This window comes from Flammeovirga pectinis (assembly GCF_003970675.1).
Taxonomy (GTDB): domain Bacteria; phylum Bacteroidota; class Bacteroidia; order Cytophagales; family Flammeovirgaceae; genus Flammeovirga; species Flammeovirga pectinis.
This window is the reverse complement of record NZ_CP034563.1, coordinates 886,946-910,678: the sequence shown is the minus strand read 5'-3', so window position 1 is coordinate 910,678 and position 23,733 is coordinate 886,946. Positions and strand designations below refer to the sequence as shown.

Genomic DNA, 23,733 nt, shown 5'->3' with positions numbered 1-23,733 from the left:
TTACCTAGATATTAATATATTTAGATAGATTTTTTTTAATACCTATACCATACCTATGAGATTCAATCAATTTACTTATTTAATTGTATTACTAATGTTTTTTTCTTGTAAATCTAATCCTGTAGAAATCACATTAGGTGTATCTAAAGAATTGGCTGAATATCGGTTTTCAACTTATTCTGATATTCATTATGAACTTCATTTTGAACTACCAGAAGAAAAAGAAGAAGATATTTTTGCCACATCGCTTATAAAAGTAACGCTTAAAGATAGTTCTACGCCCTTAATACTTGATTTTAAAGCCAACGATACGCACATTGAAAACCTTATTGTAAATAATGAAGCATCTACATACGATTATATACAAGAACACATTATTATACCAAGTGAATTTCTAATTGAAGGAGAGAATAAAATTTCCTTTCAATTTAAGGCAGGTAAACAGTCGCTAAATAGAAATAAGGATTATATGTATACGTTACTTGTTCCTGATAGGGCAAGAACTCTTTTTCCTTGTTTTGACCAACCCGATCTTAAAGCAAAATATATTCTAAGCTTAGATATGCCAGAAAAATGGGAAGCTATAGCTGGAGAATATGCAACACAGAAAGAAACTACCGAAGGACGAAAACTGTTGGTATTTGGCGAAACAGCTCCAATTTCTACTTATCTTTTTTCTTTTGTAGCAGGTAAGTTTAAAAAGGAAGAATATGATGATGGTAAGCATAAGTTTACCATGTTACATTTAGTTGACAAAGAAAAAATTGATAAAAATAAAGATGACATTTTTAAGCTTCATGTAAATGCAATTGATTGGATTGAAAACTATACTACAATTCCATTGCCTTTTCATAAACTTGACTTTGCACTTCTTCCACCATTTCAATATGGAGGCATGGAACATATTGGGGCAATTCAATACAGATCGTCTTCTTTAATACTTGATGAAAACGCAGGAGATACAGAAAAACTAAGAAGAGCACAGCTAATTTCTCATGAAGTGGCACACATGTGGTTTGGTGACCTTGTAACCATGAAATGGTTTGATGATGTTTGGTTAAAAGAAGTATTTGCTAATTTTATAGCTGCCAAAGCGGTAGAGCCATCGTACCCAGAAATTAACCATAATGTACAATTTTATGTTTCTCACCAATACAGAGCTTATCCTGTTGATAGATCTGCTGGTACTCACCCTATTCAGCAAAAACTTGATAATTTAAACTTAGCAGGAACGCTATATGGTGCAATAATTTATTCTAAAGCCCCAGTGGTAATGGCACAACTAGAAGAAATTATTGGTGCAGATGCTCTACAAACATCTTTACAGAATTACTTAAAGAAATATGCTTTTAGTAATGCTACTTTTGACGATCTTATTAATGTGATAGTTGAAACGACTGATAAAGATATTAAGCCTTGGGCAGATCAATGGGTAAAAAAAGCAGGAATGCCTAAATATAAATTAAGTATTGATGAGGGTAACTTATTGATTAAAACAGAAGATGTAGGTTGGTCTCAGATAATTACTATTGACAACAATACAGTTAATATAAATTCTGCTAATACTGTTGCCCCATTAAACAACAATAAATTTCCATTAGACCAATCCGCAAAGAGTTATGGTTATTTTGAGTTCGATGCAGGTTTACAAAAACACTTAATTGAAAATACAGCTTCTTATTCTGATACAGAAGCAATGTCTGTTTACAGTAATCTATGGGAAAACTTTATTCATAAAAATATTGATATTGAAACCTATCTCCCATTTGTTTTAGAGCGTTTAAAAGTTGAAGATAATTCGCTACTAAAAAAGATGCTATTTGGTCAGTTTAAAGAGATTTACTGGTATTATTTATCAAAAAGTGAGCGTATAAATATTACTAAAAAAGAGTTTAGCATTTTTAAAAGGCTTTTAAAAGAAAGTGAATCAAATACACTAAAAACTTTTTATTTAAAAGTACTTATTTCACTGTATCACACAAAAGAAGAGTTTCCATTTTTAGAGCCATATATCACTCAAAAGAAAACTACACCAACTATAAGTGATGCCAATAGAATTGCTTTGTTTATGAAACTTAGAATGGAAAAATTGGCCACTTCTAGAGATATGGAAAGAACAGTGGCAGAAAATCTATCTTCAGATTATTATAGAAGTTACCTTACATACATTACACCTTCTACAAGTCCTGATTATATAGAAAGAGATGCCTATTTTGAAGACATCAAAAATGTGAAAAATAGAGGAAATGAACCTTGGGTAGAAAATGGACTTGGTTATCTAAATCACCCGTTACAAGCTTCTACATCAATTAAATATCTTGAGGCAACCTTAAACCTTTTACCAGAAATACAGAAAACAGGAGATATATTTTTCCCTTTTGGTTATCTAAAAAATAGCATTGGTAAAAGAACTGAAAAAAGCGTAATTAAGAAGGTACATCAATATTTAAAACACAATAATTTAGACGATAAATTAGAGGCAAAAATACTTCAAAATCTTGATCCTGTAATTAGAAGAAATCAATTTACTGAGATATTATAATTAAAGTATTTCAATAAAATAAACAACACCTTTTATAACGATCTGCATAAAAGCAAGTCGCTATAAAAGGTGTTTAAATATCTTATTAATAATGAAATAGAGATTACAAAGTTGTAATTCCCTCTCCATGGTACGTAGTAATTACAGGTTTCTGATTAGGCTCTTTTCTATCAAGAACATAAAACTTTTTCTCATCTTTAAAACAAGTCCCTAAATACTCCGATTTTTCTTTTACATGAATGTAATCAGGTGTATTATTTAAAAGACTTGGAATAAGTGCCCTATTATTAGCAATATTCCACATGTTTAAATCTCCCCCTTTTACAATTAGTAATCGTTTGTTATTGAAGGAAATATCTACGTTGGTTACGTTTCCAAAAGGCAGAACACCAATTTTCCTTAACTTCCCTGCTTTTTGGTGAATACTTATTGCATATACCTCTGTATATTCTTTATTTAAAGTGAAAATATAAAACTCCTCTGTTTCCTGATTTACAATCATTGCACTTGCATCTCTGGGACCATTAGGGTAAGTAAAATATTTCACTTCTGGAGCTACAAAATCATCTTCAATATCATCTTCTTTAAAAGAATACACTTGTATATCTTTTCGTGATAGATTAGGGTCGCCAATATCAGCCACATGGATAGACATTTGTTTATCCTTATTGAAACTTTTTGCTAAATCTTCCCACGCAATTGATGTTCCTCTAATAAATACTTTCTTTTCTTGCAGACCAGTTTTTGAGTTATATAAATAAATGAACGGGTTATTTCCTTTATTTTCTTGAACCCACAAATAATCCTTGTTTTGGGAAGGTATTATTCCTGTAATTTTTTCAAGATTAGGAGAGATTGCTTCCTCATGTATGGCAAGATAAAAGCCTGAATTAGGAACTTCACTCTTCTTTTCTATCGTTTTACATGCATAAATACAGACAAGAGATAGTGAGAACAGAAAATTAATTTTGTTATTAAACATCAGGTAGTTAATCTAAAATAGTTGATCGTCATAATAATAATATAAATTACTTCAAAAAAGAGATATAAAGTTGCATCCATTATGGTATGTTGACAAAAAAAAAGTGTCAACATCTATTCTTAGTTGTCGTAAGTAATTACCCAATAGTAAATTTAGTTCATTTGCCTTATTACAACCCATAAATACAACCAAAACCTTGATAAATTCAATCGTATAAATCTTGTCAAAAAAACAAAAAAAGTTTAATACATTAAACATTCAATTTCATCAAAAAGTTATTAGCTTTATACTACTTAAACTCAAAAAACCTATCATTAATTATGGACGTAGAAATCCTCTCTCGAATACAATTTGCTTTTACAATTTCATTCCATTATATCTATCCTCCTTTAAGTATTGGTATCGGTTTAATGCTCGTTATTTCCGAAGGAATGTTTTTAAAAACACACAAAAAAAAATATGAAGTCCTTACACGCTTCTGGACAAAAATATTTGCATTAACCTTTGGTATAGGCGTGGCTACAGGTATTGTAATGGAATTTGAATTTGGTACCAATTGGGCAACTTACTCCCGCTATGTTGGCGATATCTTTGGCTCTGCACTTGCAGCAGAGGGGATATTTGCTTTTGCATTAGAAAGTAGTTTTTTAGGTATATTATTATTTGGGTGGAACAAGGTTAGTCCTAAAGTTCATTTTATTTCTACTCTTGGTGTATTCTTAGGTTCTATGTTTTCTGCAATCTGGATTGTTGTAGCAAATAGTTGGCAGCAAACCCCTGCAGGTTATCATATTGTTGGAGAAGGCATGATGGCTAAAGCAGAGATTACAGATTTTTGGGAAATGGTTTTTAACCCGTCTAGTGTAGAGCGTATTTTACATGTTTGGGTGGGTGCTTTTCTTGCTGGTGCATTTTTATACATAAGTGTTCATGCCTATTATTTAGTAAGAGATAGACACCAAGAAATTTCTAAAACAGGAATTAAATTGGGCTTAATTGCAGCGACTGTCTTTTCTTTAGTGCAACTTTTTTTAGGTCATCTATCTGCGGATGGTGTTGCAAAAAATCAACCTGCAAAATTGGCTGCTTTTGAAGGACATTACTATACTGAAGACCCTGCCGATTTGTATTTATTTGGATGGGTAGATCAAGAAAATAAAGAAGTCTATGGTGTAAAAATTCCTGGAGGTCTTTCATTACTCCTCTACCAAACATTTGATGATAAAGTAACAGGATTAGATAAATTTGCAGTAGAAGATCAACCCAGTCAAGTAAATGCTATTTTCCAGTTTTACCATTTAATGGTAGGTATTGGAATGCTACTTATTGGGCTTTCGCTACTCGGTAGTTTTTTACTGTGGAGAAAGCAACTTTTTAACCACAAATGGTTATTGTGGATATTTGTATTTGCAGTAATATTACCTCAATTGGCAAATCAGTTTGGTTGGTTTGCTGCAGAAATGGGGAGACAACCCTGGGTTGTTTATGGTTTATTACGTACTTCTGATGCACTCTCTAAGGCTGTATCTGCAGATCAAGTACTTTTCTCATTAATAATGTTTTCATTAATCTACTCTCTCCTCTTGGTCTTGTTTATCTACCTTTTAAATAAGAAAATTAAACATGGTCCAGAAGATGCTCATTTGATAGATCATAGACCACATCAACAAAATATAAATAACTTTTTCACTAAAGATTAACACTACTCATGGAAACAATTTTAGGCTTAGACTATCCTACGCTATGGTTTTTAGTAGTGGGAGCTTTATTTTCAGGTTACGGAATTTTAGATGGTTTTGATTTAGGTGCAGGTGCAATGCACTTATTTATACGCAGTGATAAAAACAGACGTATTGCACTTAATGCAGTCGGCCCGGTTTGGGATGGAAACGAGGTATGGTTAGTAATTGGAGGCGGTACTTTGTTTGCTGGCTTTCCTATCTTTTATGCTACCTTGTTTTCTGCAATGTATATCCCTTTTATGTTGTTTATTTTCTTTATAATTCTAAGAGCAATATCTATTGAATTTAGGTCTAAAGAGGAAATGAAATGGTGGCGAAATTTATGGGATTTCACATATACACTTTCAAGTGGCATGATCGCCTTTTTATTAGGTGTTGTATTAGGAAACGTATTACAGGGTTTTCCTTTGGATGAGCATTTTGAAGCAATTAACCCTCATTTAACGATGTTCCTGAATCCCTATGCAATAATAGTTGGGTTCACAACACTTACTTTAATGATGATGCACGGTGCTATATATCTCTCTTTAAAAACAGAGGGCAAACTCTTTGATCATGTTGTATTGATGTTAGAGAAGTGTATGATTGCTTTTATAATAATGTACACAATTATGAGTTTGTACACGCTTATATTTTTCCCACACTTAGCGGAACGTTTTAAAGAATATCCAGTATTATTTATACTACCTGTTTTGGCCGTATTAAGTATTGCAAATATTCCACGTTTAGCCAAAAAGCAAAAGTATTTATCTGCATTTATATTCTCGTCAATCACTTTTAGCTTATTATTAATATTGGTAGCTGTACAACTCTACCCATCCTTATTGATTGCTACAAACAATCCAGAAAACACAATTACAATATACAATGCTGCGGCATCTCAAAAAGCATTAGGAATTATGCTTACTATTGCTGCCATCGGAACACCATTAGTTCTTACCTATACTTTTATTGTTTATAAAGTGTTTTGGGGAAAAGTAAAATTAGACGAGCATAGTTATTAAAGGAATATTTCTCCGATAGTCAATAGTAGAAGAAAATATCTATTATTAAATTTTGATAGTTATTAGTTATATGTTGTAAGTAAAAATAGTAGTAACACCGTTATTATATGTATCTCTCTAAAGAGGAAATATTTACACTTCACTTTACACAAAACATATAATTATGAATCATTTATCTAGTGCTTTAAAATACAACATTAAACATTGGTACTTTCCTTTAATTTCGGGTTTATTACTAATTGGTTTAGGTACATGGACAGTTGCTCATCCATTAGAAACTTTCGTTTCTTTATCTTATCTTTTTAGTCTTACATTTTTAGCCGTAGGTATTAGTCAAATGTTTACTGCATTAGATGCTAGAAAGTCTCAAGAAAATTGGGGTTGGAGTTTTGCAGGTGGTATGTTTACCACAATACTTGGTGTTATTTTAATTACTAACCCAGCAATGTCACTTACTACTTTACCTCTTTATTTAGGGTTCTATGTATTAATAAAAGGCTTAGAAACAATTGGTAAATCTATAGAATATAAAGATGTTTCTAATAGTTGGGGTCTATTAATGTTCTCTGGTATTGTAGGCCTTTTATTAGGTTTCATAATTATCACTAACATGACATTTGCTAGTTTAACTGCTACTTTCTGGTTTAGTCTAGCTTTATTTAATGCAGGTATCTCTGAATTTATAGTTGCAAGTAAATTGAAAAATATAAAAGAAGGAATGCATTCAAAAAAATAAAAAATTAATTATCTATTGATATACAAAAGCAACCTATTAGTGTACATCTAAATGTATATTAGTAGGTTGATTTGCTATATCTCTTTTTTTTAACTTTTCGATTTATCCCACTGTATATTGTTGAGGCAAGAATTAAGAAATAGACTATTTCAGCAATGAGAATATAAAAAAAACTATTGATATCAATTGTACCATACGGTTCTAAACTCGCCTCTAATATCACACTTACCTCTTTATTGTAATAGTACTTATTCTTTGCTGCACACTTATTATATATTACTAATTTTTTAGAATTTGGAACTTTCTTAAAATATTGAATTTTAGTAAAGTCTAAATCCATATAGTTGATTTTTACTTGTTCATAGTACTCTATCAATGCTTTATAGTTTTCTTTTGTCCCTTTATCTTTTATTGCAATTGAATAAGGGGTTGCCAAAAATCCGTATAAAATTTTTGTATTTACAGAAGAAGAATGACTTTTTATTGGTGATGTAAATATGACATTAAGAACAGTATTCTTGTTCTTTTTATAAGTAAGGTAAGCTGTATATGTCACATGTTTATTATCAATAAAATAGTCTTTGATATGGTACTTACGATCTCCATTTTTATAAGAAAGTTCGTCTACCGTTTTAATTTCTTTTAAAGCACCAGAGTGTTCTCGTATCGTTCCTTGAATAAATAAGCTTACTATTGCAGTAAGTAAACCTAATGAAAAGCTGACAACTAACCTCCCCATCTTACCATTTTTAAGTACATAACCATTAAAATGATTATTACTAAAATAGATAAAAACAAAAGGAAAAATAATAAACGGTAAAATCGAATCTGACCAGTAAATATCTATCACTTCATTACTTACGTACATGGTTAGAAACCAATTTACTATTGTATAAAGTAAAAGGCATTGTAAGTGTAATATAACAATAGGGAGCAGTAGTTTTGAGGTCTTTAGTTGTAGCATACTTTCAAATTATGACTAGAAAGTATCAAATATAGATTTTTAATTCAAAAACACCTGCAATTTAGGTAAATGACTGTAAAGGCTTCCAACGTAATACTATGTTAAGCGTTCTTTATACTAAGAACTTTAAATATAAAAACATGAATATCCTCAGATCATCATTATCAATAATTTTACTTGGAATTTTCTTCCTTACAAATATTAGTTTTGCTCAAGTTAGAAGAGTCTATCCTTCACATAGTGCTACCGTAATACACCACGGTCCTACTTATGTAAACAAAGGACCAACTTATATTCATAGAGGGCCAACAGTAGTGCATACTGGACCAACTTACGTACATAGAGGACCAGTAGTTGTTGCTCCACATGCCTATTATGGTGCGCCAATGTATGGCCCATATTGGCACCCAGTTGGTGCAACTGTAGCCACTATTGCAACCACTGCAATAATTGTTCATGCAATAGACGAGAACAATCAGAAACAAGATTATTACTGCGATAAAGGTGTTTATTATGAAAAACAACCTAGTGGAAATTATAAAGTTGTAGCTGCTCCGATAGGATCAACATTAAAAACTTTACCTGCTGGAAATGTTACTTTAATTGTTAGTGGAAAAACGTATTATTACTTTGCCGGTAATTATTATCAAGCTAACCCAAGTGGTGGATTTGCTGTAATAACTGCTCCTCAAGGGGCTGTTGTAAATGCACTTCCAGAGGGCACAACAACAGAAATTGTAAATGGAGTTACTTACCATGTTTGTAATGGTATCTGGTATACAACTGTACCTCAAACTGGATCAACAGCAAATTATGCTGTTACTACTCCTAAAAATTAATGATCAAAATTTAAATATACTTTTAGTAGTTAAAACAAGTTCTTTTTCTACTAAATCTAAAAGGATATTGACTGAGGAATGAGAGGATATTGAGTTTACAATAAAATGAAGATTGCTTAAGATAAAATTTACTATCTAGCTTCTACAATTCAAAAAGCCTTCAATCTTATATAGATTGAGGCTTTTTTTGTGTTGAATTTTGTTTGGCAAATTAGGTAGACAAACCTTTGTTACTTATTCAATTGAAGTAATTTTATGATCTGTCGAATAAAATAGGTTTTAACAGGAAAGTACGATTTTCTATCCAGCAAGTCCTTCAACAGATCTTACTTTGGGTAATGTTCCCCATTTTTTTTCGACTACTTTTTTACGGTAAGCAAAAATTTCTTCTAATTTTGAGCGTATCATCAATGTGTTTGCAATTGCACCTAATGGTCCAAATGGTGGTGCATAGGTAACAATGTCTTTCATTAAAACACCGTCTTTCACCTCTTTTAATATATGCTGATGATGCCAAATATTGTAAGGACCAACACGTTGTTCATCAACAAAATATTCTTTATCTCTTACTTTTGTAATTTCAGTCATCCAATCCATTTTAAAACCTAAAAGAGGACTAACCTTGTACGTGATAATCATTCCTTCATACATTTTTTCAGGAATATCTGTAGAGGTTACATCAAAACCCATATAGTCAGGTGTGATCTCCTTTAAATTTCTTGGTGATGAAATAAAATCCCATACTTCATCTACACTCGCATTAATTAATTGCTCTCTTTTAAATTGATAAAATGCCATATATCGTTAATTTTCTAATTTTTCAATTTCTTTTAATACCTCAGATGCTTCAAACATCTTCAAGTCACTTTCCATTCTATTTACAGTAGATAGTTTGTGCGACTCTTCTAATAATTTTTTATATCTCTTTTCTAATTTTTCTTTTGGAGATGATTTTTTAAATAATCCGAACATAATTAATCAATTTATAGGTTATACTTTGATGGTAGACATACCTCCATCAACATGAAGAATTTGACCTGTCATCCAACTTGATTTATCTGATAAAAGGAATGCCGATAGAGCTGCTACATCTTCAGATTCTCCTATTTTCTTTAAAGGGTGGGTAGCTGCATTCGCTTGCTTTTTTGCATCATCGCTTAATAACTTCCCTGCCAAAGGTGTATCTGTTAAAGAAGGTGCTATAGCATTAACTCTTACTTTTGGGGCAAACTCGGCGGCAAGTGCTTTCGTTAATCCTTCTATAGCACCTTTTGATGCCGCAACTTGAGCATGAAATTTAAAACCTAACTGTACAGCAACGGTTGAATACATTACAATAGATGCATTCCCTGATTTCTTCATTTTATTAATCGTTTGCTGTATAACTTTTATTGCTCCTCCAACCTGTAATTCAAAGTCTTTAGTATAGCTATCTACTTCTATTCTGCTGAAAGGCAATAAATTTATACTTCCCGGACAATACGCTACACCGTTAATAATATCTGGTAAAAATGATAAATCTAATGTGTTATCCAAAACATTTAATGAGTGATAGTGAACATTTTCATGGTCAAAAGAAGGGGAAGTTGTATTGTAAGTTGCATACACTGTATTTCCTTCCTCACATAATTGCTTGGTTAATGCCAACCCTATTCCAGATGATCCTCCTATCACTAAATAATTTTTCATTTTTATAATTTTCGTTACAATCATTTGATATGACTAGATAACAACAACCATCTTAAAATGTTTAAACAATATTAACATTATGAAATGATTGCTTAAAAAAAGTATATTGTTTGCATAAATAGTGAAACAAAAAATCAAGAAAAATAGTAGATAGATAAAGCTTACAGATTTAAAGAACAAATCTGTAGTTCATACTATCAATAAAATATTAATTATGATAAGAGTTACTGATACACACAAAACAATTCTAATAAGTTTTGATTTAAATACTTGTTGGGAGGTTTTTAGATTATGGGGTATTGAGGATGAAGAAGCAGATGCCTTACAACAACAAATTGATGTATTGTTAGGACATTCAGCATTAGATGAAAGCGATATGGCTTTTGTTGGTACAGAATGTATTTTACAGTTTCTATTCGAAAAACACATTTTTAATGTTACACACTCAAAATTTCCTTTAGAGTTTTTTGAAAATACGCATACTACCGTTGATGGTGAAACTTGTGATATTTATATTAACCTTGTTGACCATCTCTCAAGGTCTGCTGCAATAGGCATCCTTCAATTTATTGGTGAGTACGATATTTTTGAGGTAAAGGCTTTTGTTGATGAGCTGTAAAAAGTTGAACATTATATAAAAAGCATCGTCAGATAAAATGATTATTTTGACGATGCTTTTTTATTTAAGAAATCTTTAGCAATATACGTTCTTTGGTACGCTTAAATTCCACATCATTATGTGCTTCTGCAATTTGCTCTAAAGGATATATTTTATAAATTGATAAACCCTTCCAACCTGCTTCTAAAGCGTTTGCAGCTTCTCGCATTGCTTTCTGTTTTGCTTCTAATGGGAAATCATCACTTCCTAAAAAATGGATACTGATATTATCAAAAACTAATTGCCAAAACGGAATTTTTGGTGTACCGTCTGTTGTTGCAAAAGTTGAAATACTCCCTCCTACTTTTAGTAATTGATTGTCTAGTTCTAAATTGCTAGAAAAAGCAACTTCAACAATATGATCAATTGTTCTTTTATAAGTAGCTAGTTTTTTTAACCCCTCTTTATCCGTACAAATGGCTTCATCAGCACCTGCATAAAGTGCTATTTTTCTATCTTCTTGTTTTCGTACTGTAGCAATTACTTTAGCTCCTCCGCGTTTTGCAAACTGAATTGCACATTGCCCAACAGCACCAGCACCACCGCTAACAAGAATTGTTTTTCCTCTAGGATCACCTGCTTTATAAACGGCATAATGCCCAGTAATTGCAGGTATACCCATTTGGGCTGCCTGCTGCATATCAATAGAATCATCTAACTCGAATACATGAGTAGCTGGTACGCAAGTATATGTTGCCGCTGTACCAAAAGGTCTATAAGATTGAGCACCAAAGCACATCACTTTCTTACCTAACCAGTGTTTATCTACACCAACACCAATCTTAGTTACAATACCACTTCCATCGCTATGAGGTATAACCAATGGATAAGGCATCTCTCCACCAAAACGAGCAATCCTTTTAGATATCTCACCAGGGTTTACACCTGCATATTCCACCTTAATTTGAATTTCTCCTTCTAATGGTTGAGGCTCATCGCGTTCTCCAATAAAGAAAACCTCTTCAGATTTTCCTTGCTCAGTATACCAAGCTGCTTTCATAATGTATGTATATAAAGGTGTAATATTTTTCAAAGTATCAGATTATCGACAAGTATTGCTTATTGAACACATTTTAATCGATAACCAAAATATAAAAATAGGCTTCCTTTTTAAATATCTTGCTTTTTATATCTAAAAACTAGTATAAGTTCTTTTCATCTTTCTAATTCTGTAGAATTTATAATTATTGAACTATTACTGTCTACTGTATAGCTAGCAATTGCTTTCTTCTTTTTAACTTTAATTCTCATTAATACCACCACAAGCATGACATTCAAAAACATTGTATTCTCTTTCATCAGTTTGATAGTTACCTTTTCTTGCTGTAAAACAAAAGAAGATAAATCTGTACAACATACATTGTATACTACTGATATCCTTAAAGTAACACCACTAACAGAACATACACTTGTTCATGTTTCTTATTTACATACTCAAGATTTTGGTGATGTTGCTTGTAATGGTATGATTGTTATTGATGATGGAGAAGCAATAATTATAGATTCTCCGACAGATAGTGCAAGTACAGTTACTTTAATAAACTATGTGCAAGACTCATTAAAAGCACAAATTAAAGGGGTTATTCCTACACACTTCCATGTAGATTGTTTAGGTGGTTTACCTGAGTTTCATAAACGTAATATTCCATCTTATGCTACTTTTAAAACCATTAACTTAGCAAAAGAAAAAGGTTTTCCTATACCTCAAAACGGCTTTAAAGATACAAAGACATTTACTTTAGATGATCATGAAGTTATTGCTTCTTATTTTGGTAAAGGGCACACAGAAGATAATATTGTAGTGTACCAGCCAACTGATAAAGTTCTATTTGGTGGATGTCTTGTTAAAAAAATGAACGCAGGTAAAGGTAACTTAGCTGATGCTGATACAAATTTTTGGTCTTCTACTGTACAAAAGGTGAGTGATAATTATAATGAAGTAGAAATTGTTATCCCTGGGCATGGACCGACAGGGAACTCTTCTTTATTTACGTACACAATTCAGCTTTTTGATCAAAAATAGGAATATATAAACATAAAAAAAGAACAAGAACAAATGAATGCTCTTGTGCTTCTTACTTTTTATCTTCAAGAATATCTTAAAAACGAAGAGCAAACTCCGCTCCTTTATCACTTTCTTTTTTAATAGTAAGACGACCATTATTTCGTCTCATTATTTGTTGCGATAAACTTAAACCAATACCTGTATGGTCTTTCTTTGTTGTAAAGAATGGCACAAAAATTCTATCCAATGCAGCGAAATCAATACCAGAGCCATTATCAATAACCTGAATAATTGGTCTACCGTTATGGTCATCTTGATTACAACGGATTGTTATTGTCGCATTTTGTGTTTCTGATAACTCTTCAATACTATTTCTGCACAAACAATCTATTACTGTTCGTATTTGTATAGGATCTGCGGTAATCATTAAAATATCTTGTGTTGCTTCAAATACAATTTTAATGTTCTTTTCGTCGCACTCTTGCTGTATTCCCTCAATATACTCTTTGCACAAAGCAATACTATCAATATGCTGAGGTTCACTATCTCTTAAGTGTGCCATAACTCTAAAATCTTCTGCTAGTGCAGACATAGAATTAGCTCTCTGCTCAATAGTATTCATGGCCAACTGAATATCGCTTAAGTCTTCTGCCGAAGGTACAGTACCATTGGTTTGGTACTCCGTTTTTAATTCATCTAGCTCGTTATTTACGGTATTGCTCAAAGAAGCAATAGGTGCCATAGCATTCATCATCTCATGAGTAAGTACTTTAATGAGTGCTTCCCATGCTTCTATTTGAGCTTGTTCTACCTCTTCTTGTACTCTATCCATACTAAATACCCTAACCACTTCTCCTTTTACATAGATGGTGATTTTTTGTACTACTAAACGTTGAATATCATAACGACCTGGAACACTTACGTGATGTATTTCTTCATCAGAATCATCTGTAAATATCTCGTATAACTTTGGCGATACCTTTTTAAAATCTTCAATATTTGCCGATTTAATCCCCGAAAAAATCCGCTTTGTTATCAAATTAGAAAATATGACTTTCCCATCTGGATTAAAAGCAATTAGACCGGCATCAATATGCTGAGCTATACTTTTATAGAACATTAAATCGGTTTCCCTATCTGCTCTTAATTCTTTAAATCTTGTAAGCGATTTCTGTAAAGATTTATTTAACTCATCTTGAATATCACCAGACCTAGAAACTGTAAATGTCTGTGTAAAATCATCGTAGTTTATAGCATCTAAAAACTTCTTGACTTCGAACGTAACACTATTTAATTTTTGAAGTAATAAGAAGACTTGATAGCAAATGCCTGCAAATACAAAAATTGACGTTGCCCAATATTCTAATTGTAAAAAGATACTTAATACAAAAGAAGAAATTAACAACAGGAATACCCTTAATGTTATTTGCAGTCTGAATTGTTTATAGACCATGTTTTTCTAATCTTCTGTACAATGACGCTCTTGTTAAACCAAGAGATTTAGCTGCTTTAGAAATGTTTCCAGAATACTTACTTACTGCTTTCTGGATCATCATCTTTTCTACAGTATCTAAATCAAATTCTGACAAATCGAAATTGTCTTCATCTTTGTTTTTTTCTACCAAGAAAGTAAAATCAGTTGGTTGTAAAGTATCTTCTTCAGCCATAATAACCGCACGTTCCAAAGCATGTTGGAGCTCTCTTACGTTACCCGGCCAATAATATTTTTGGAGTTTCTTCATTGTTGCAGAAGAAACTTTCATTTTATCTTTTCTATACTTTTTAGTGTACGTATTTAAAAAGTGTGTCACCAATAAAGGAATATCCTCTAAACGATCTCTTAATGGTGGAAGGTGAATTTCTACGGTATTAATACGGTAAAGTAAATCTTGTCTAAATTCTTTACTTTCAACCATTTCGTAAACAGGCATATTAGTAGCACAAATTAACCTGATATCTACGTTAATTTGTTTGTTATCGCCTACTCTAATTACCTCTCTTTTTTGCAATACAGTTAAAAGCTTAGATTGTAAAGTCATCGGTAAATTACCAATCTCATCTAAGAATAATGTTCCTTTATTTGCAATTTCAAACCTACCGGCTCTATCTTCTCTAGCATCTGTAAATGCTCCTTTTTTATGCCCAAATAATTCGGATTGGAAAAGTGTTTCTGAGATCGATCCCATATCAACACCAATAAAAACTTTATCGTTTCTAAGTGACTGTTCGTGTATTGCACGTGCTATTACTTCTTTACCCGTACCATTTTCACCAAGAACTAAGATATTAGCATCCGTTTTTGCTACTTTACTAATTAGAGAAAAAACCTTTTTCATAGCAGGACTATCTCCTATTACAATACCATCTGTACCTGCAGCTTTATTCAATGCTGTAGCCAGTTCGGTTTTTTCTTCTTTTAAAACCTTTACTTCTTCGTAAGATTTTTTTAATCGAACAGCAGAAGTTAAAGTGGCAATTAGTTTTTCGTTGTTCCAAGGTTTCAATACAAAATCTGTTGCTCCTTGCTTTACAGCATTTACTGCTGTTTCTACATCTCCGTAAGCTGTTATCATTACAACAACTGCACTAGGATCTATTTCTAATATTTGTTCTAACCAATGGAAACCCTCTTTACCAGATGTAGTATCTTTGGTAAAGTTCATATCTAATAAAATTACATCGTAAGAGTCGTTCTTTAATAGGAACGGAATTTTACCAGGGTTGCTTTCAACTTGTACTAAATCGGCATTCTTTTTTAATAGCATTTTTGCTGCTAATAAAATATCTTCATTGTCATCTATGACTAGAATTTTACCTAAGGGCTTACTCATTGTGTTTTGGTTAGTGTAGATTATTATCTATGTTCATTCTCGTACACAACAATAAAAGGATAATTTTTCAATTCAAATAATATTTACCATTATTTTTTACTTCTATTATTTTAAATCATCAAAAATTACTTTACAAAATTGGGTAAAAACACTTAAAAAGATGACGACTATCACCCTATTTTAGAGAGGTAAATCAACTGTTAATAAAAAGTTCATTTTCTCTTATTTTGTTGACTTTCATTAAGTAAACCTGCGAAACAAACCCCGTAGAAAGGGAGTATATATAAGTGTAATTAATACTTATCTAATAAAATCTCTACAATATGAATACTAAAACACTACTAAGCACAGCATTATTAATAGGAGCAGTTTCTTTAAGCACTTTAGCTGATAATCCTATTCAGAAAAAAAATAAAATTAGAAAAGGTTATAAAACTACTACAGTAGTTAAAGCAGATAAAACAATAAAATCTAATAATGATAACGTTGTGATGGCTAAGAACCGTAAGGGTGCTTATCACATTCAAAATAAAAATGGAGTTAACACGTTAAATGAGGCTCAAGGTGTAAACGCAGGTAAAACAATAGACCAAACTCCAGGCGTATATCCTTATATGAAATGGGCTAAATAGTTTTCTTATAATTCTACAATTAAGACGCATGCCAATCTATAGGTTTGCGTCTTTTTTTTGTTTAATTTTTAATGGGTCGTTCTTATTTTTTTAAGCTAATTGACATTTTTAATCAAAAATTTGATGAAGTAAAATCATTATTTTTTAATTGAAAAGAGTACCTTCGTGGTTTACAGATTGTCTTAAATTCAATTATGAAAAACCTACTTTTTAGTCTATCTATAGTATTACTATATGGTTGTACTACTTCTTCGTTCAAAATAGATGATTTACAACCCGGTGATATCATTTTCCAAGATGTTGACTGTGGTCCTTTTTGCGATGCCGTAGATAAAGTAACATCTGGCTATCAAGGAAAAGACTTTTCACACTGTGCATTGGTTGTAGAAGAAAATGATTCCTTGTTTATTATTGAAGCTGTTGGGAAAGGAGTTGTAAAAACCTCTTTTACTCAGTTTTTTAGTAAAAAAATTGCTGCAGGAGGTACGCTTGTAGGTAGAGTTAAAAAACAATATGCTAACCTTGCCCCTAAAGCTGCTAAAAATGCTTTTCAATATTTAGGGAAACAATATGATGATGTTTTTGATATTAATAACGACAAATACTATTGTTCTGAATTAGTTTATGAAACATATAAGGAAGCAAACAATGGGAAAGAGGTTTTTAAATTATATCCTATGACATATAAAGACCCTGATACACAGGCGTTCTTCCCTATATGGATAAATTATTTTAAGCAACTGAATATAAACATTCCAGAAGGTGAACCGGGCTTAAATCCTGGAGGTGTTTCTAAATCTACTTATTTAGATATTAAGCCTATTTCTTTTTAGGCTCTTTGGTATATAAAGATTTTTTTTCTTTTGATCCAAAAAATCGTAGGTATCCGTTTCTCAAGAACCTATAGGGCCATGTAACTATGCGTACAACGTAGTAAAATATACTACTGACCATCATGCTGGCTAAAAAGAATATTGTCATGGCACTCTCAAAAAGAGCCACAACAATAAATAATATTTTTTTGATTACCGAAATAAAAAATCCCTTCATTATGTTTTTTTTATCCATAGTCTGTGGTCTTTTAAAACTACAGAATTTCTATAACTTCAGTTATTTTTTTTAATTCCTTAAACTTCTCTCCTTCTACTTTACCATCTACCATTTCGTGTGCCCATGTACTATGGAATGGGACATGAAATGCATGTGCACCGATGTTTAATACAGGCACTATATCAGATTTTAAGGAGTTCCCTACCATTAAAAACTCGTCTGCTTCGATATCAAGATGTTGGAGTAATTTACTGTATTCTTTCTCTGTTTTTTCTGAAACAATTTCAGTATGATGAAAGTATTTTAGCAGATTCGATTTCTCTAACTTCTTTTCCTGTTCTAAAAGGTCTCCTTTGGTTGCAACCACCAATCTGTATTTATTTGATAAATAAGACAATGTCTGCTCAACACCATCAATAAGTTCTACTGGGTTACCCAACATTCTTTTTCCAAAGTTCAGTATCTCTAAAACTTCATGAGCTTTTAACTTCCCGTCAGAAAACAAAACTGCACCTTCTAACATAGATAAAGACAATCCTCTTGTTCCGTAACCATACATTGGGATATTTTTTATGACCAAATCAAAAAGTTTTGCTTTTAGCTCTTCTTTTGGCATATAATGGCTCATTAAATTAAAATAATCTTCCTCGAATACTCTAAAATACGGTTCATTAATCCATAATGTATCGTCTGCATCAAAAGCAATAACTTTAATTTTATCTTTCATTTTATCTATTTAAAGGCAGTATATAAACGCTATAAAAATACAAAGTAAATCTAATGTTATGCATTTGCCAAAGTATATGAATAATTATAGTAAATATTTAAACATCAATTGATTTTTTGTTCACCTACATAACATACACAAGTACTACTTTTGTAAGTAATCGAAAAAGAAACTTTTTAGCACCTAAATCAACTGTAATAAATGGATCCGTTAACAACAGCTTCGGCAAAGCAATTCCATTCATTAAATATGAAAGGTTTTGAAATAAAATATAGAATTCTCAAAAAGACTCTTTTTGTTGAGTTTCATCCAACAGAAAATCTTTTAGATTGGTTAAGTGTGCGTCTAAAATATAAAAAAAGAAATGGAGTACATACAGGCTACTTAAAAAGTTACTTTGCCTGTTCTAAAGAGCTTCAAAATGTTATTAAATCTAATAAAGACGCTATCTGTACTGTAGAAGTTATTGGTTTTGGTATAGGTGGTGCCATTGCTCAGGTCTTCTGCCTGTTTATGGCTGATGCTATTGATCAACCCATAAAAATTATTACGTATGATAGTCCTACTCCTTTTAATCAATTAAAAAGAGAAGAGTTTGACACTCTAATAAATATACAAGAACATTATATTTTTGGATTTGATTTAATAGGTACGTTGCCTATTAAGTTATTTGGCTATGCATTCCCTAAAAATCAAAGGGATTATAGGATTGTATAATGAAATAAAAGTACAATAGTTTGCCTTAATTGATTGATATGGGAAACAAAATAGATCAAAGAAGAGCTAGTATTTTTTGATATTTATTTATTACAATAGTTACTCCTAAATAATAGGAAAAGTTCATATTCGTTAAATAAATATAAACAAATAATACTCCAAACAAACTGCTTTTTTAAATTTTCTTCACATTTGTATTAAAATATTATAATAACATTACATACACCTATTAATTATTCAAATTTCTTTACTTCCTTGATACCTAGTACTTCATTCCACTTATAAACAATAAACCCTACAGAAAAAACTATTCCTGTAGGGTTTAATTGTACTAATGCACTATCACTTATCTTGCAATGGCTACTCTTAGTCTTATTTTTTTAACACGCTCCTTGTTTACCAATTCGCATACTTCTTTTGCCTTTTTTCTATCAACGGCTACAAAAGAAATAAAATCTTTGACTTCTATTAGTCCTAATTCATCTTTTGATAAACCACCTTTTTTCATTAGTAGACCAACAATATCAATTTTATTTATCTTGTTCTTTTTACCCCCACTAATATATAAAGTTATCCATTTAGGTAAAGGTGGAATTTCTTCATTTGAAGGAACATGTAAATTCTGAGGCTTTTTCTTTATATACTCTGGTAATTTATCTTCTTCTGATAAAACCAAGTAAGCATCACCGTCTTTCTCCATTCGTGCAGTTCTACCATTTCTGTGTATAAATGCATCTTCTTTTGGAGGAAGTTGATAATGAATTACATGTTTAATATCTGGAATATCTAATCCTCTTGCTGCTAAGTCTGTAGTAATGAATACAGTTGCACTACCATTTCTAAATTTGGTTAATGCTCTTTCTCTTTCCTCTTGATCTAAACCACCATGGAAAGATTCATGTGCAATGCCTTTTTCTTTAAGGATTTCACTAATTCTATCTACCGCTGCTCTATGATTACAGAAAATAAGCATAGGTTCTGCCTTTAAATGACAGATAAGTTTTAATAAAGAATAAAGCTTATCTACGCCTTTTGCATACACCATTTGCAGGTTCAACTTTGGAGGCACTTGATCTCCCAAGTAATCTATGATTACCGGTGATTCTATTTTTGTAAATTCAGGAAGCTCATCGTTTTTAGTAGCAGAAGTAAGCATCTTAAAATTAACCGACCTAAGCTCTTCAATTATAAAAGACATATCATCTTTAAAACCAAATTCTAAAGCTTTATCAAATTCATCAAGTACAATTGCTTCTACAGCACTGTAATCAAAAGATTCTTTGTCTATATGGTCTGCCAATCTACCCGGTGTACCAATTAATACATGAGGAGGATTTTGCATATTGTTCATTTCTACTTTCATAGAATGACCACCATAACAACAGTTTACTTTTAAAGGAGTACCTAAACTTTTAAAAACCTGCTCTATTTGTAAAGAAAGCTCTCTTGATGGTGCTACAATTACACATTGTACTTCTTTTAAATTCGGATTTATTCTCTGAATAATAGGAAGTAAAAAAGCAATAGTTTTACCAGACCCAGTTGGGGCTAAAACTACTAACTCGTTGGCATCTTTAGATTTCTCTATGGCTTCTTTCTGAATTGCATTAAAGGTTTCAAACTTTAAGTGCTTTCTTATATCTTCTATAGATGGTACTACTAAACTCATTCTATTTGTTTTTTTTATTTGCTGCTACTTTCGAGCATCTGAATGTACGAAGTAAAATCCACTCCGATGAGATGCACTAAAAATAGTGCACGAAAGTACTATGAATTTTATAGAAAACAGCTATGTAGTTGTAATCATACGTTAATCAAATGCAACAAACTTAAATAAAAGTATCCTTTTTAACAGTTAAAAAGTATACACACCTAAATACTTTGTAAAATAATCAAACCTATAAGTGTTATGAATATGATCTCAGATAAAAATCTTTGGTTTCTCGAACAGAGTTCTAATGAACAATTATCAACATTATTTGATATTCTTACATTAGAGCAAAATGGGAATTACCGTAGAAGAGAGCGTCTGAGTAATTGTTTAGAAGCTCAATTATATGAAGGAGATTATTTTAAATATAGTGACCGTATTGCTCTGGAGCTTCAATATTTAGCAAATGAAACTGTTGGAGATTTCTTGAGACAACATCAGTTGCCTTATTCAACTATTTTAGAAAATATTTTCAATGTATTACAAATTGATTTCAAAGAAAATACACCTGTAATACAATTAGAAGAAATTTTTATAGATACACTTTGTGATCGTTCTATTGGGTTAAAAAATTCTGGAGTTAAAGAATTACCTTTTAATGTATTACTTAGTGAAGGCATGACAACCAAAATCCGTAGATCTTCTGCTCTTAGAGTAGCTGTTCCTGCAGTTTTATATATAGCGTTGTTACGTTTAGATTCAAGCAAAAATATAAACATCTACGATTATGTAGATGCTACAAGATAAAACAATTATCCGTTGGTAAACAACGAGGTATGTAAACCATTACAATCTAAAAATAATAAAGACTACTCTTTTGGGGTAGTCTTTTTTTATATCCATACTCCACCAAAATTAAAGTTCACTAGAGTAAATTAATTCTGGCAGAGTACAATTAAAGCAACATGCTCAATTTTTATTTTTTCTTAAACAAAGATGAAAATAATGTTACGCAAAGAAGTGCCACCGTCCCTACAACAGTACCAGTTAGTAATTCGCTTAAAATAGTTGGTATTGCGTGTAAAAGTGTATGAATTGCAGGTACATTATGTACAAAAATACCCCCTGCAACTAATAACATTGCCACAGTACCAATAACGGTTAAGCTTTTAATTACCCAAGGCAAAGCATTTACTAATAGCAAACCAATTTTTTGAACAATACCTTTTTTACCATTTGTAGACTGAATAAGTTTTAAGCCAAAATCGTCCATTCGAACAATTAATGCGACCAAGCCATACACCCCGATAGTTGCAATAATAGCAGCCAAAGAAACGGATAATATTTGCACTGTAAGGTCTTCTTCCATTACAGAACTTAAAGCAACAATTACTATTTCTATAGATAATATAAAGTCTACAACAATTGCAGATTTCACTTTCTTTTTTTCGTTTGCTAACGCTTCTTCCTCTGTCATAGAAATCTTTGCTTCAGCAGTCTTTGTATGTCCGCCTGCAAAAGCATAATGATATACTTTTTCTACTCCTTCAAAAGCTAAATACACACCTCCAAATAAGAGTATTGGGGTAATAGACCAAGGTAAAAAAGCACTAAGCAGAAATGCCATTGGTAAAATTATTAATTTATTTATGAAAGAGCCTTTACAAATAGCCCATAGTACAGGAATCTCTCTAGAAGATTGAAAACCAGATGCTTTTTCTGCTGTTACAGCAAGATCATCTCCTAAAATACCACTTGCCTTTTGCGTTGCAACTTTTGCTGTTACTGCTACATCGTCCATGATTACGGCAATATCATCGAGCAATGCGAAAAATCCTGAAGCCATTGAATGTGTTTAAGTTTTTGTTTTATTCTAAAAGATGAAATTAATAAAAAAATAATTGATTATATATCCTTAGCTAAAAGTTAGTCTTATTTACTAAATTATACTTGAATTACCTTCTAAGGTTTTATTGCTCTTTCTTTAATCTTGTATATGGTTGGGATGTAACTATAACGTCCTATAGTAAAAGAGATTACACTGCTTTATAGGACGTTTAATTAAACGTCCCTACAAAATTGATTTAATTGAGGTTTTCTTAAGCAATTGATGAGAATAACATCAAATTAAAACTTAAATAACTGCTATATCTTAACAACTTGTAGGGAAGTTGCAGTGCAACGTCCTATAGTAAAAGAGATTACACTGCTTTATAGGACGTTTAATTAAACGTCCCTACAAAATTGATTTACTTGAGGTTTTTCTTAAACAATTGATGAGAATCTCATCAAATTAAAACTTAAATAACTGCTATATCTTAACAACTTGTAGGGAAGTTGCAGTGCAACGTCCTATAGTAAAAGAGATTACTCTGCTTTATAGGACATTTAGCTAAACGTCCCTACGAAATTGATTTAAATTGAGGTTTTCTTAAGCAATTGATGAGAATAACATCAAATTAAAACTTAAATAACTGCTATATCTTAACAACTTGTAGGGAAGTTGCAGTGCAACGTCCTATAGTAAAAGAGATTACACTACTTTATAGGACGTTTAATTAAACGTCCATACAAAGTTGATTTACTTGAAGATTTTTTAAACAATTGATAAGAATCTCATCAAATTAAAACTTAAATAACTGCTATATCTTAACAAAATGTAAGGAGGTTGCAGTGCAACGTCCTATAGTAAAAGAGATTACACTGCTATATAGGACGTTTAGTTAAACGTCCCTACAAAATTGATTTACTTGAGGTTTTTTTAAACAATTGATAAGAATCTCATCAAATTAAAACTTAAATAACTGCTATATACAACATGTAGGAAAGTTGCAGTGCAACGTCCTATAGTAAAAGAGATTACTCTGCTTTATAGGACGTTTAATTAAACGTCCCTACAAAGTTGATTTACTTGAGGTTTTCTTAAACAATTTTTGAGAAAGAAACCCATTTCAATAATAGTTA

The 23,733-nt window shown here is 31.5% G+C and carries 22 protein-coding genes; 11 read left to right on the top strand and 11 right to left on the bottom strand.

What is annotated here, in order from left to right; all coding sequences use genetic code 11:
* Positions 1–55: 55 nt before the first annotated feature.
* A complete protein-coding gene (locus EI427_RS23670; protein WP_126619720.1) occupies positions 56–2,542 on the top strand; it encodes a M1 family metallopeptidase in 2,487 nt (828 codons plus the stop codon).
* Between the two features lie 103 nt (positions 2,543–2,645).
* On the opposite strand, the gene EI427_RS23665 is transcribed toward EI427_RS23670, so the two are convergent.
* Entirely contained in the window at positions 2,646–3,524 is an 879-nt protein-coding gene (locus tag EI427_RS23665; protein ID WP_126619718.1) for a hypothetical protein, read from the bottom strand.
* Between the two features lie 320 nt (positions 3,525–3,844).
* Between EI427_RS23665 and EI427_RS23660 the strand changes: the two genes are divergently transcribed.
* From EI427_RS23660 to EI427_RS23650, 3 genes are all read left to right on the top strand, one after another.
* Complete coding sequence (locus EI427_RS23660) at positions 3,845–5,224, top strand: cytochrome ubiquinol oxidase subunit I (protein ID WP_126619716.1); 1,380 nt, start codon at positions 3,845–3,847, stop codon at positions 5,222–5,224.
* A gap of 8 nt (positions 5,225–5,232) precedes the next feature.
* On the top strand, positions 5,233–6,270 hold the full coding sequence (cydB, locus tag EI427_RS23655; RefSeq protein WP_126619714.1) for a cytochrome d ubiquinol oxidase subunit II: 1,038 nt from the start codon (positions 5,233–5,235) through the stop codon (positions 6,268–6,270).
* Positions 6,271–6,433: 163 nt separating this feature from the next.
* Positions 6,434–7,006 carry an HdeD family acid-resistance protein gene (locus EI427_RS23650; RefSeq protein ID WP_126619712.1) on the top strand — a complete coding sequence of 191 codons (573 nt, stop codon included), beginning with the start codon at positions 6,434–6,436 and terminating at the stop codon, positions 7,004–7,006.
* Positions 7,007–7,064: 58 nt separating this feature from the next.
* On the opposite strand, the gene EI427_RS23645 is transcribed toward EI427_RS23650, so the two are convergent.
* Entirely contained in the window at positions 7,065–7,874 is an 810-nt protein-coding gene (locus EI427_RS23645; protein ID WP_126619710.1) for a hypothetical protein, read from the bottom strand.
* A 236-nt stretch (positions 7,875–8,110) separates the two neighbouring features.
* Between EI427_RS23645 and EI427_RS23640 the strand changes: the two genes are divergently transcribed.
* Complete coding sequence (locus EI427_RS23640) at positions 8,111–8,809, top strand: DUF6515 family protein (RefSeq protein WP_126619708.1); 699 nt, start codon at positions 8,111–8,113, stop codon at positions 8,807–8,809.
* Positions 8,810–9,109: 300 nt separating this feature from the next.
* On the opposite strand, the gene EI427_RS23635 is transcribed toward EI427_RS23640, so the two are convergent.
* The 3 genes from EI427_RS23635 to EI427_RS23625 are packed head-to-tail and all read right to left on the bottom strand — an operon-like array spanning position 9,110 to position 10,498.
* A complete protein-coding gene (locus EI427_RS23635) occupies positions 9,110–9,607 on the bottom strand; it encodes an SRPBCC family protein (RefSeq protein ID WP_126619706.1) in 498 nt (165 codons plus the stop codon).
* Between the two features lie 6 nt (positions 9,608–9,613).
* Positions 9,614–9,781, bottom strand: coding sequence for a Lacal_2735 family protein (locus tag EI427_RS23630; protein WP_126619704.1), 168 nt, complete (start codon positions 9,779–9,781; stop codon positions 9,614–9,616).
* 18 nt (positions 9,782–9,799) lie between these two features.
* Positions 9,800–10,498, bottom strand: a complete 699-nt coding sequence (locus EI427_RS23625) for an SDR family NAD(P)-dependent oxidoreductase (RefSeq protein WP_126619702.1) — start codon at positions 10,496–10,498, stop codon at positions 9,800–9,802.
* A gap of 214 nt (positions 10,499–10,712) precedes the next feature.
* Here EI427_RS23625 and EI427_RS23620 point away from each other — a divergent pair, with 214 nt between their 5' ends.
* Positions 10,713–11,117, top strand: a complete 405-nt coding sequence (locus EI427_RS23620) for a hypothetical protein (RefSeq protein WP_126619700.1) — start codon at positions 10,713–10,715, stop codon at positions 11,115–11,117.
* 64 nt (positions 11,118–11,181) lie between these two features.
* On the opposite strand, the gene EI427_RS23615 is transcribed toward EI427_RS23620, so the two are convergent.
* Positions 11,182–12,156 carry an NADPH:quinone reductase gene (locus tag EI427_RS23615; RefSeq protein ID WP_126619698.1) on the bottom strand — a complete coding sequence of 325 codons (975 nt, stop codon included), beginning with the start codon at positions 12,154–12,156 and terminating at the stop codon, positions 11,182–11,184.
* Positions 12,157–12,423: 267 nt separating this feature from the next.
* Between EI427_RS23615 and bla the strand changes: the two genes are divergently transcribed.
* Entirely contained in the window at positions 12,424–13,179 is a 756-nt protein-coding gene (gene bla / locus EI427_RS23610) for a subclass B1 metallo-beta-lactamase (protein WP_126619696.1), read from the top strand.
* A 76-nt stretch (positions 13,180–13,255) separates the two neighbouring features.
* On the opposite strand, the gene EI427_RS23605 is transcribed toward bla, so the two are convergent.
* The gene (locus EI427_RS23605; protein WP_126619694.1) at positions 13,256–14,614 is read right to left on the bottom strand and encodes a sensor histidine kinase; all 1,359 of its coding nucleotides are present in this window, start codon (positions 14,612–14,614) and stop codon (positions 13,256–13,258) included.
* Positions 14,604–15,992 carry a sigma-54-dependent transcriptional regulator gene (locus tag EI427_RS23600; protein ID WP_126619692.1) on the bottom strand — a complete coding sequence of 463 codons (1,389 nt, stop codon included), beginning with the start codon at positions 15,990–15,992 and terminating at the stop codon, positions 14,604–14,606. The genes EI427_RS23605 and EI427_RS23600 overlap by 11 nt, the downstream gene beginning before the upstream one ends.
* Positions 15,993–16,315: 323 nt before the next feature.
* Between EI427_RS23600 and EI427_RS23595 the strand changes: the two genes are divergently transcribed.
* Both EI427_RS23595 and EI427_RS23590 read left to right on the top strand, forming a co-directional pair.
* The gene (locus EI427_RS23595) at positions 16,316–16,624 is read left to right on the top strand and encodes a hypothetical protein (RefSeq protein ID WP_126619690.1); all 309 of its coding nucleotides are present in this window, start codon (positions 16,316–16,318) and stop codon (positions 16,622–16,624) included.
* A gap of 194 nt (positions 16,625–16,818) precedes the next feature.
* Complete coding sequence (locus EI427_RS23590; protein ID WP_126619688.1) at positions 16,819–17,457, top strand: YiiX/YebB-like N1pC/P60 family cysteine hydrolase; 639 nt, start codon at positions 16,819–16,821, stop codon at positions 17,455–17,457.
* A gap of 254 nt (positions 17,458–17,711) precedes the next feature.
* Here EI427_RS23590 and EI427_RS23585 read toward each other — a convergent pair whose 3' ends face one another.
* The gene (locus tag EI427_RS23585) at positions 17,712–18,401 is read right to left on the bottom strand and encodes an HAD family hydrolase (protein WP_126619686.1); all 690 of its coding nucleotides are present in this window, start codon (positions 18,399–18,401) and stop codon (positions 17,712–17,714) included.
* 201 nt (positions 18,402–18,602) lie between these two features.
* Between EI427_RS23585 and EI427_RS23580 the strand changes: the two genes are divergently transcribed.
* Complete coding sequence (locus EI427_RS23580; RefSeq protein ID WP_126619684.1) at positions 18,603–19,118, top strand: lipase family protein; 516 nt, start codon at positions 18,603–18,605, stop codon at positions 19,116–19,118.
* Between the two features lie 346 nt (positions 19,119–19,464).
* On the opposite strand, the gene EI427_RS23575 is transcribed toward EI427_RS23580, so the two are convergent.
* Positions 19,465–20,787 carry a DEAD/DEAH box helicase gene (locus EI427_RS23575; RefSeq protein ID WP_126619677.1) on the bottom strand — a complete coding sequence of 441 codons (1,323 nt, stop codon included), beginning with the start codon at positions 20,785–20,787 and terminating at the stop codon, positions 19,465–19,467.
* 240 nt (positions 20,788–21,027) lie between these two features.
* Here EI427_RS23575 and EI427_RS23570 point away from each other — a divergent pair, with 240 nt between their 5' ends.
* Positions 21,028–21,576 (top strand): DUF3944 domain-containing protein, encoded by a 549-nt coding sequence (locus EI427_RS23570; RefSeq protein WP_126619675.1) that lies wholly within the window; start codon positions 21,028–21,030, stop codon positions 21,574–21,576.
* A gap of 169 nt (positions 21,577–21,745) precedes the next feature.
* On the opposite strand, the gene EI427_RS23565 is transcribed toward EI427_RS23570, so the two are convergent.
* Positions 21,746–22,615: a DUF808 domain-containing protein gene (locus tag EI427_RS23565; RefSeq protein ID WP_126619673.1), complete on the bottom strand. Its 870-nt coding sequence runs from the start codon at positions 22,613–22,615 to the stop codon at positions 21,746–21,748.
* Between the last annotated feature and the right edge of the window lie 1,118 nt (positions 22,616–23,733).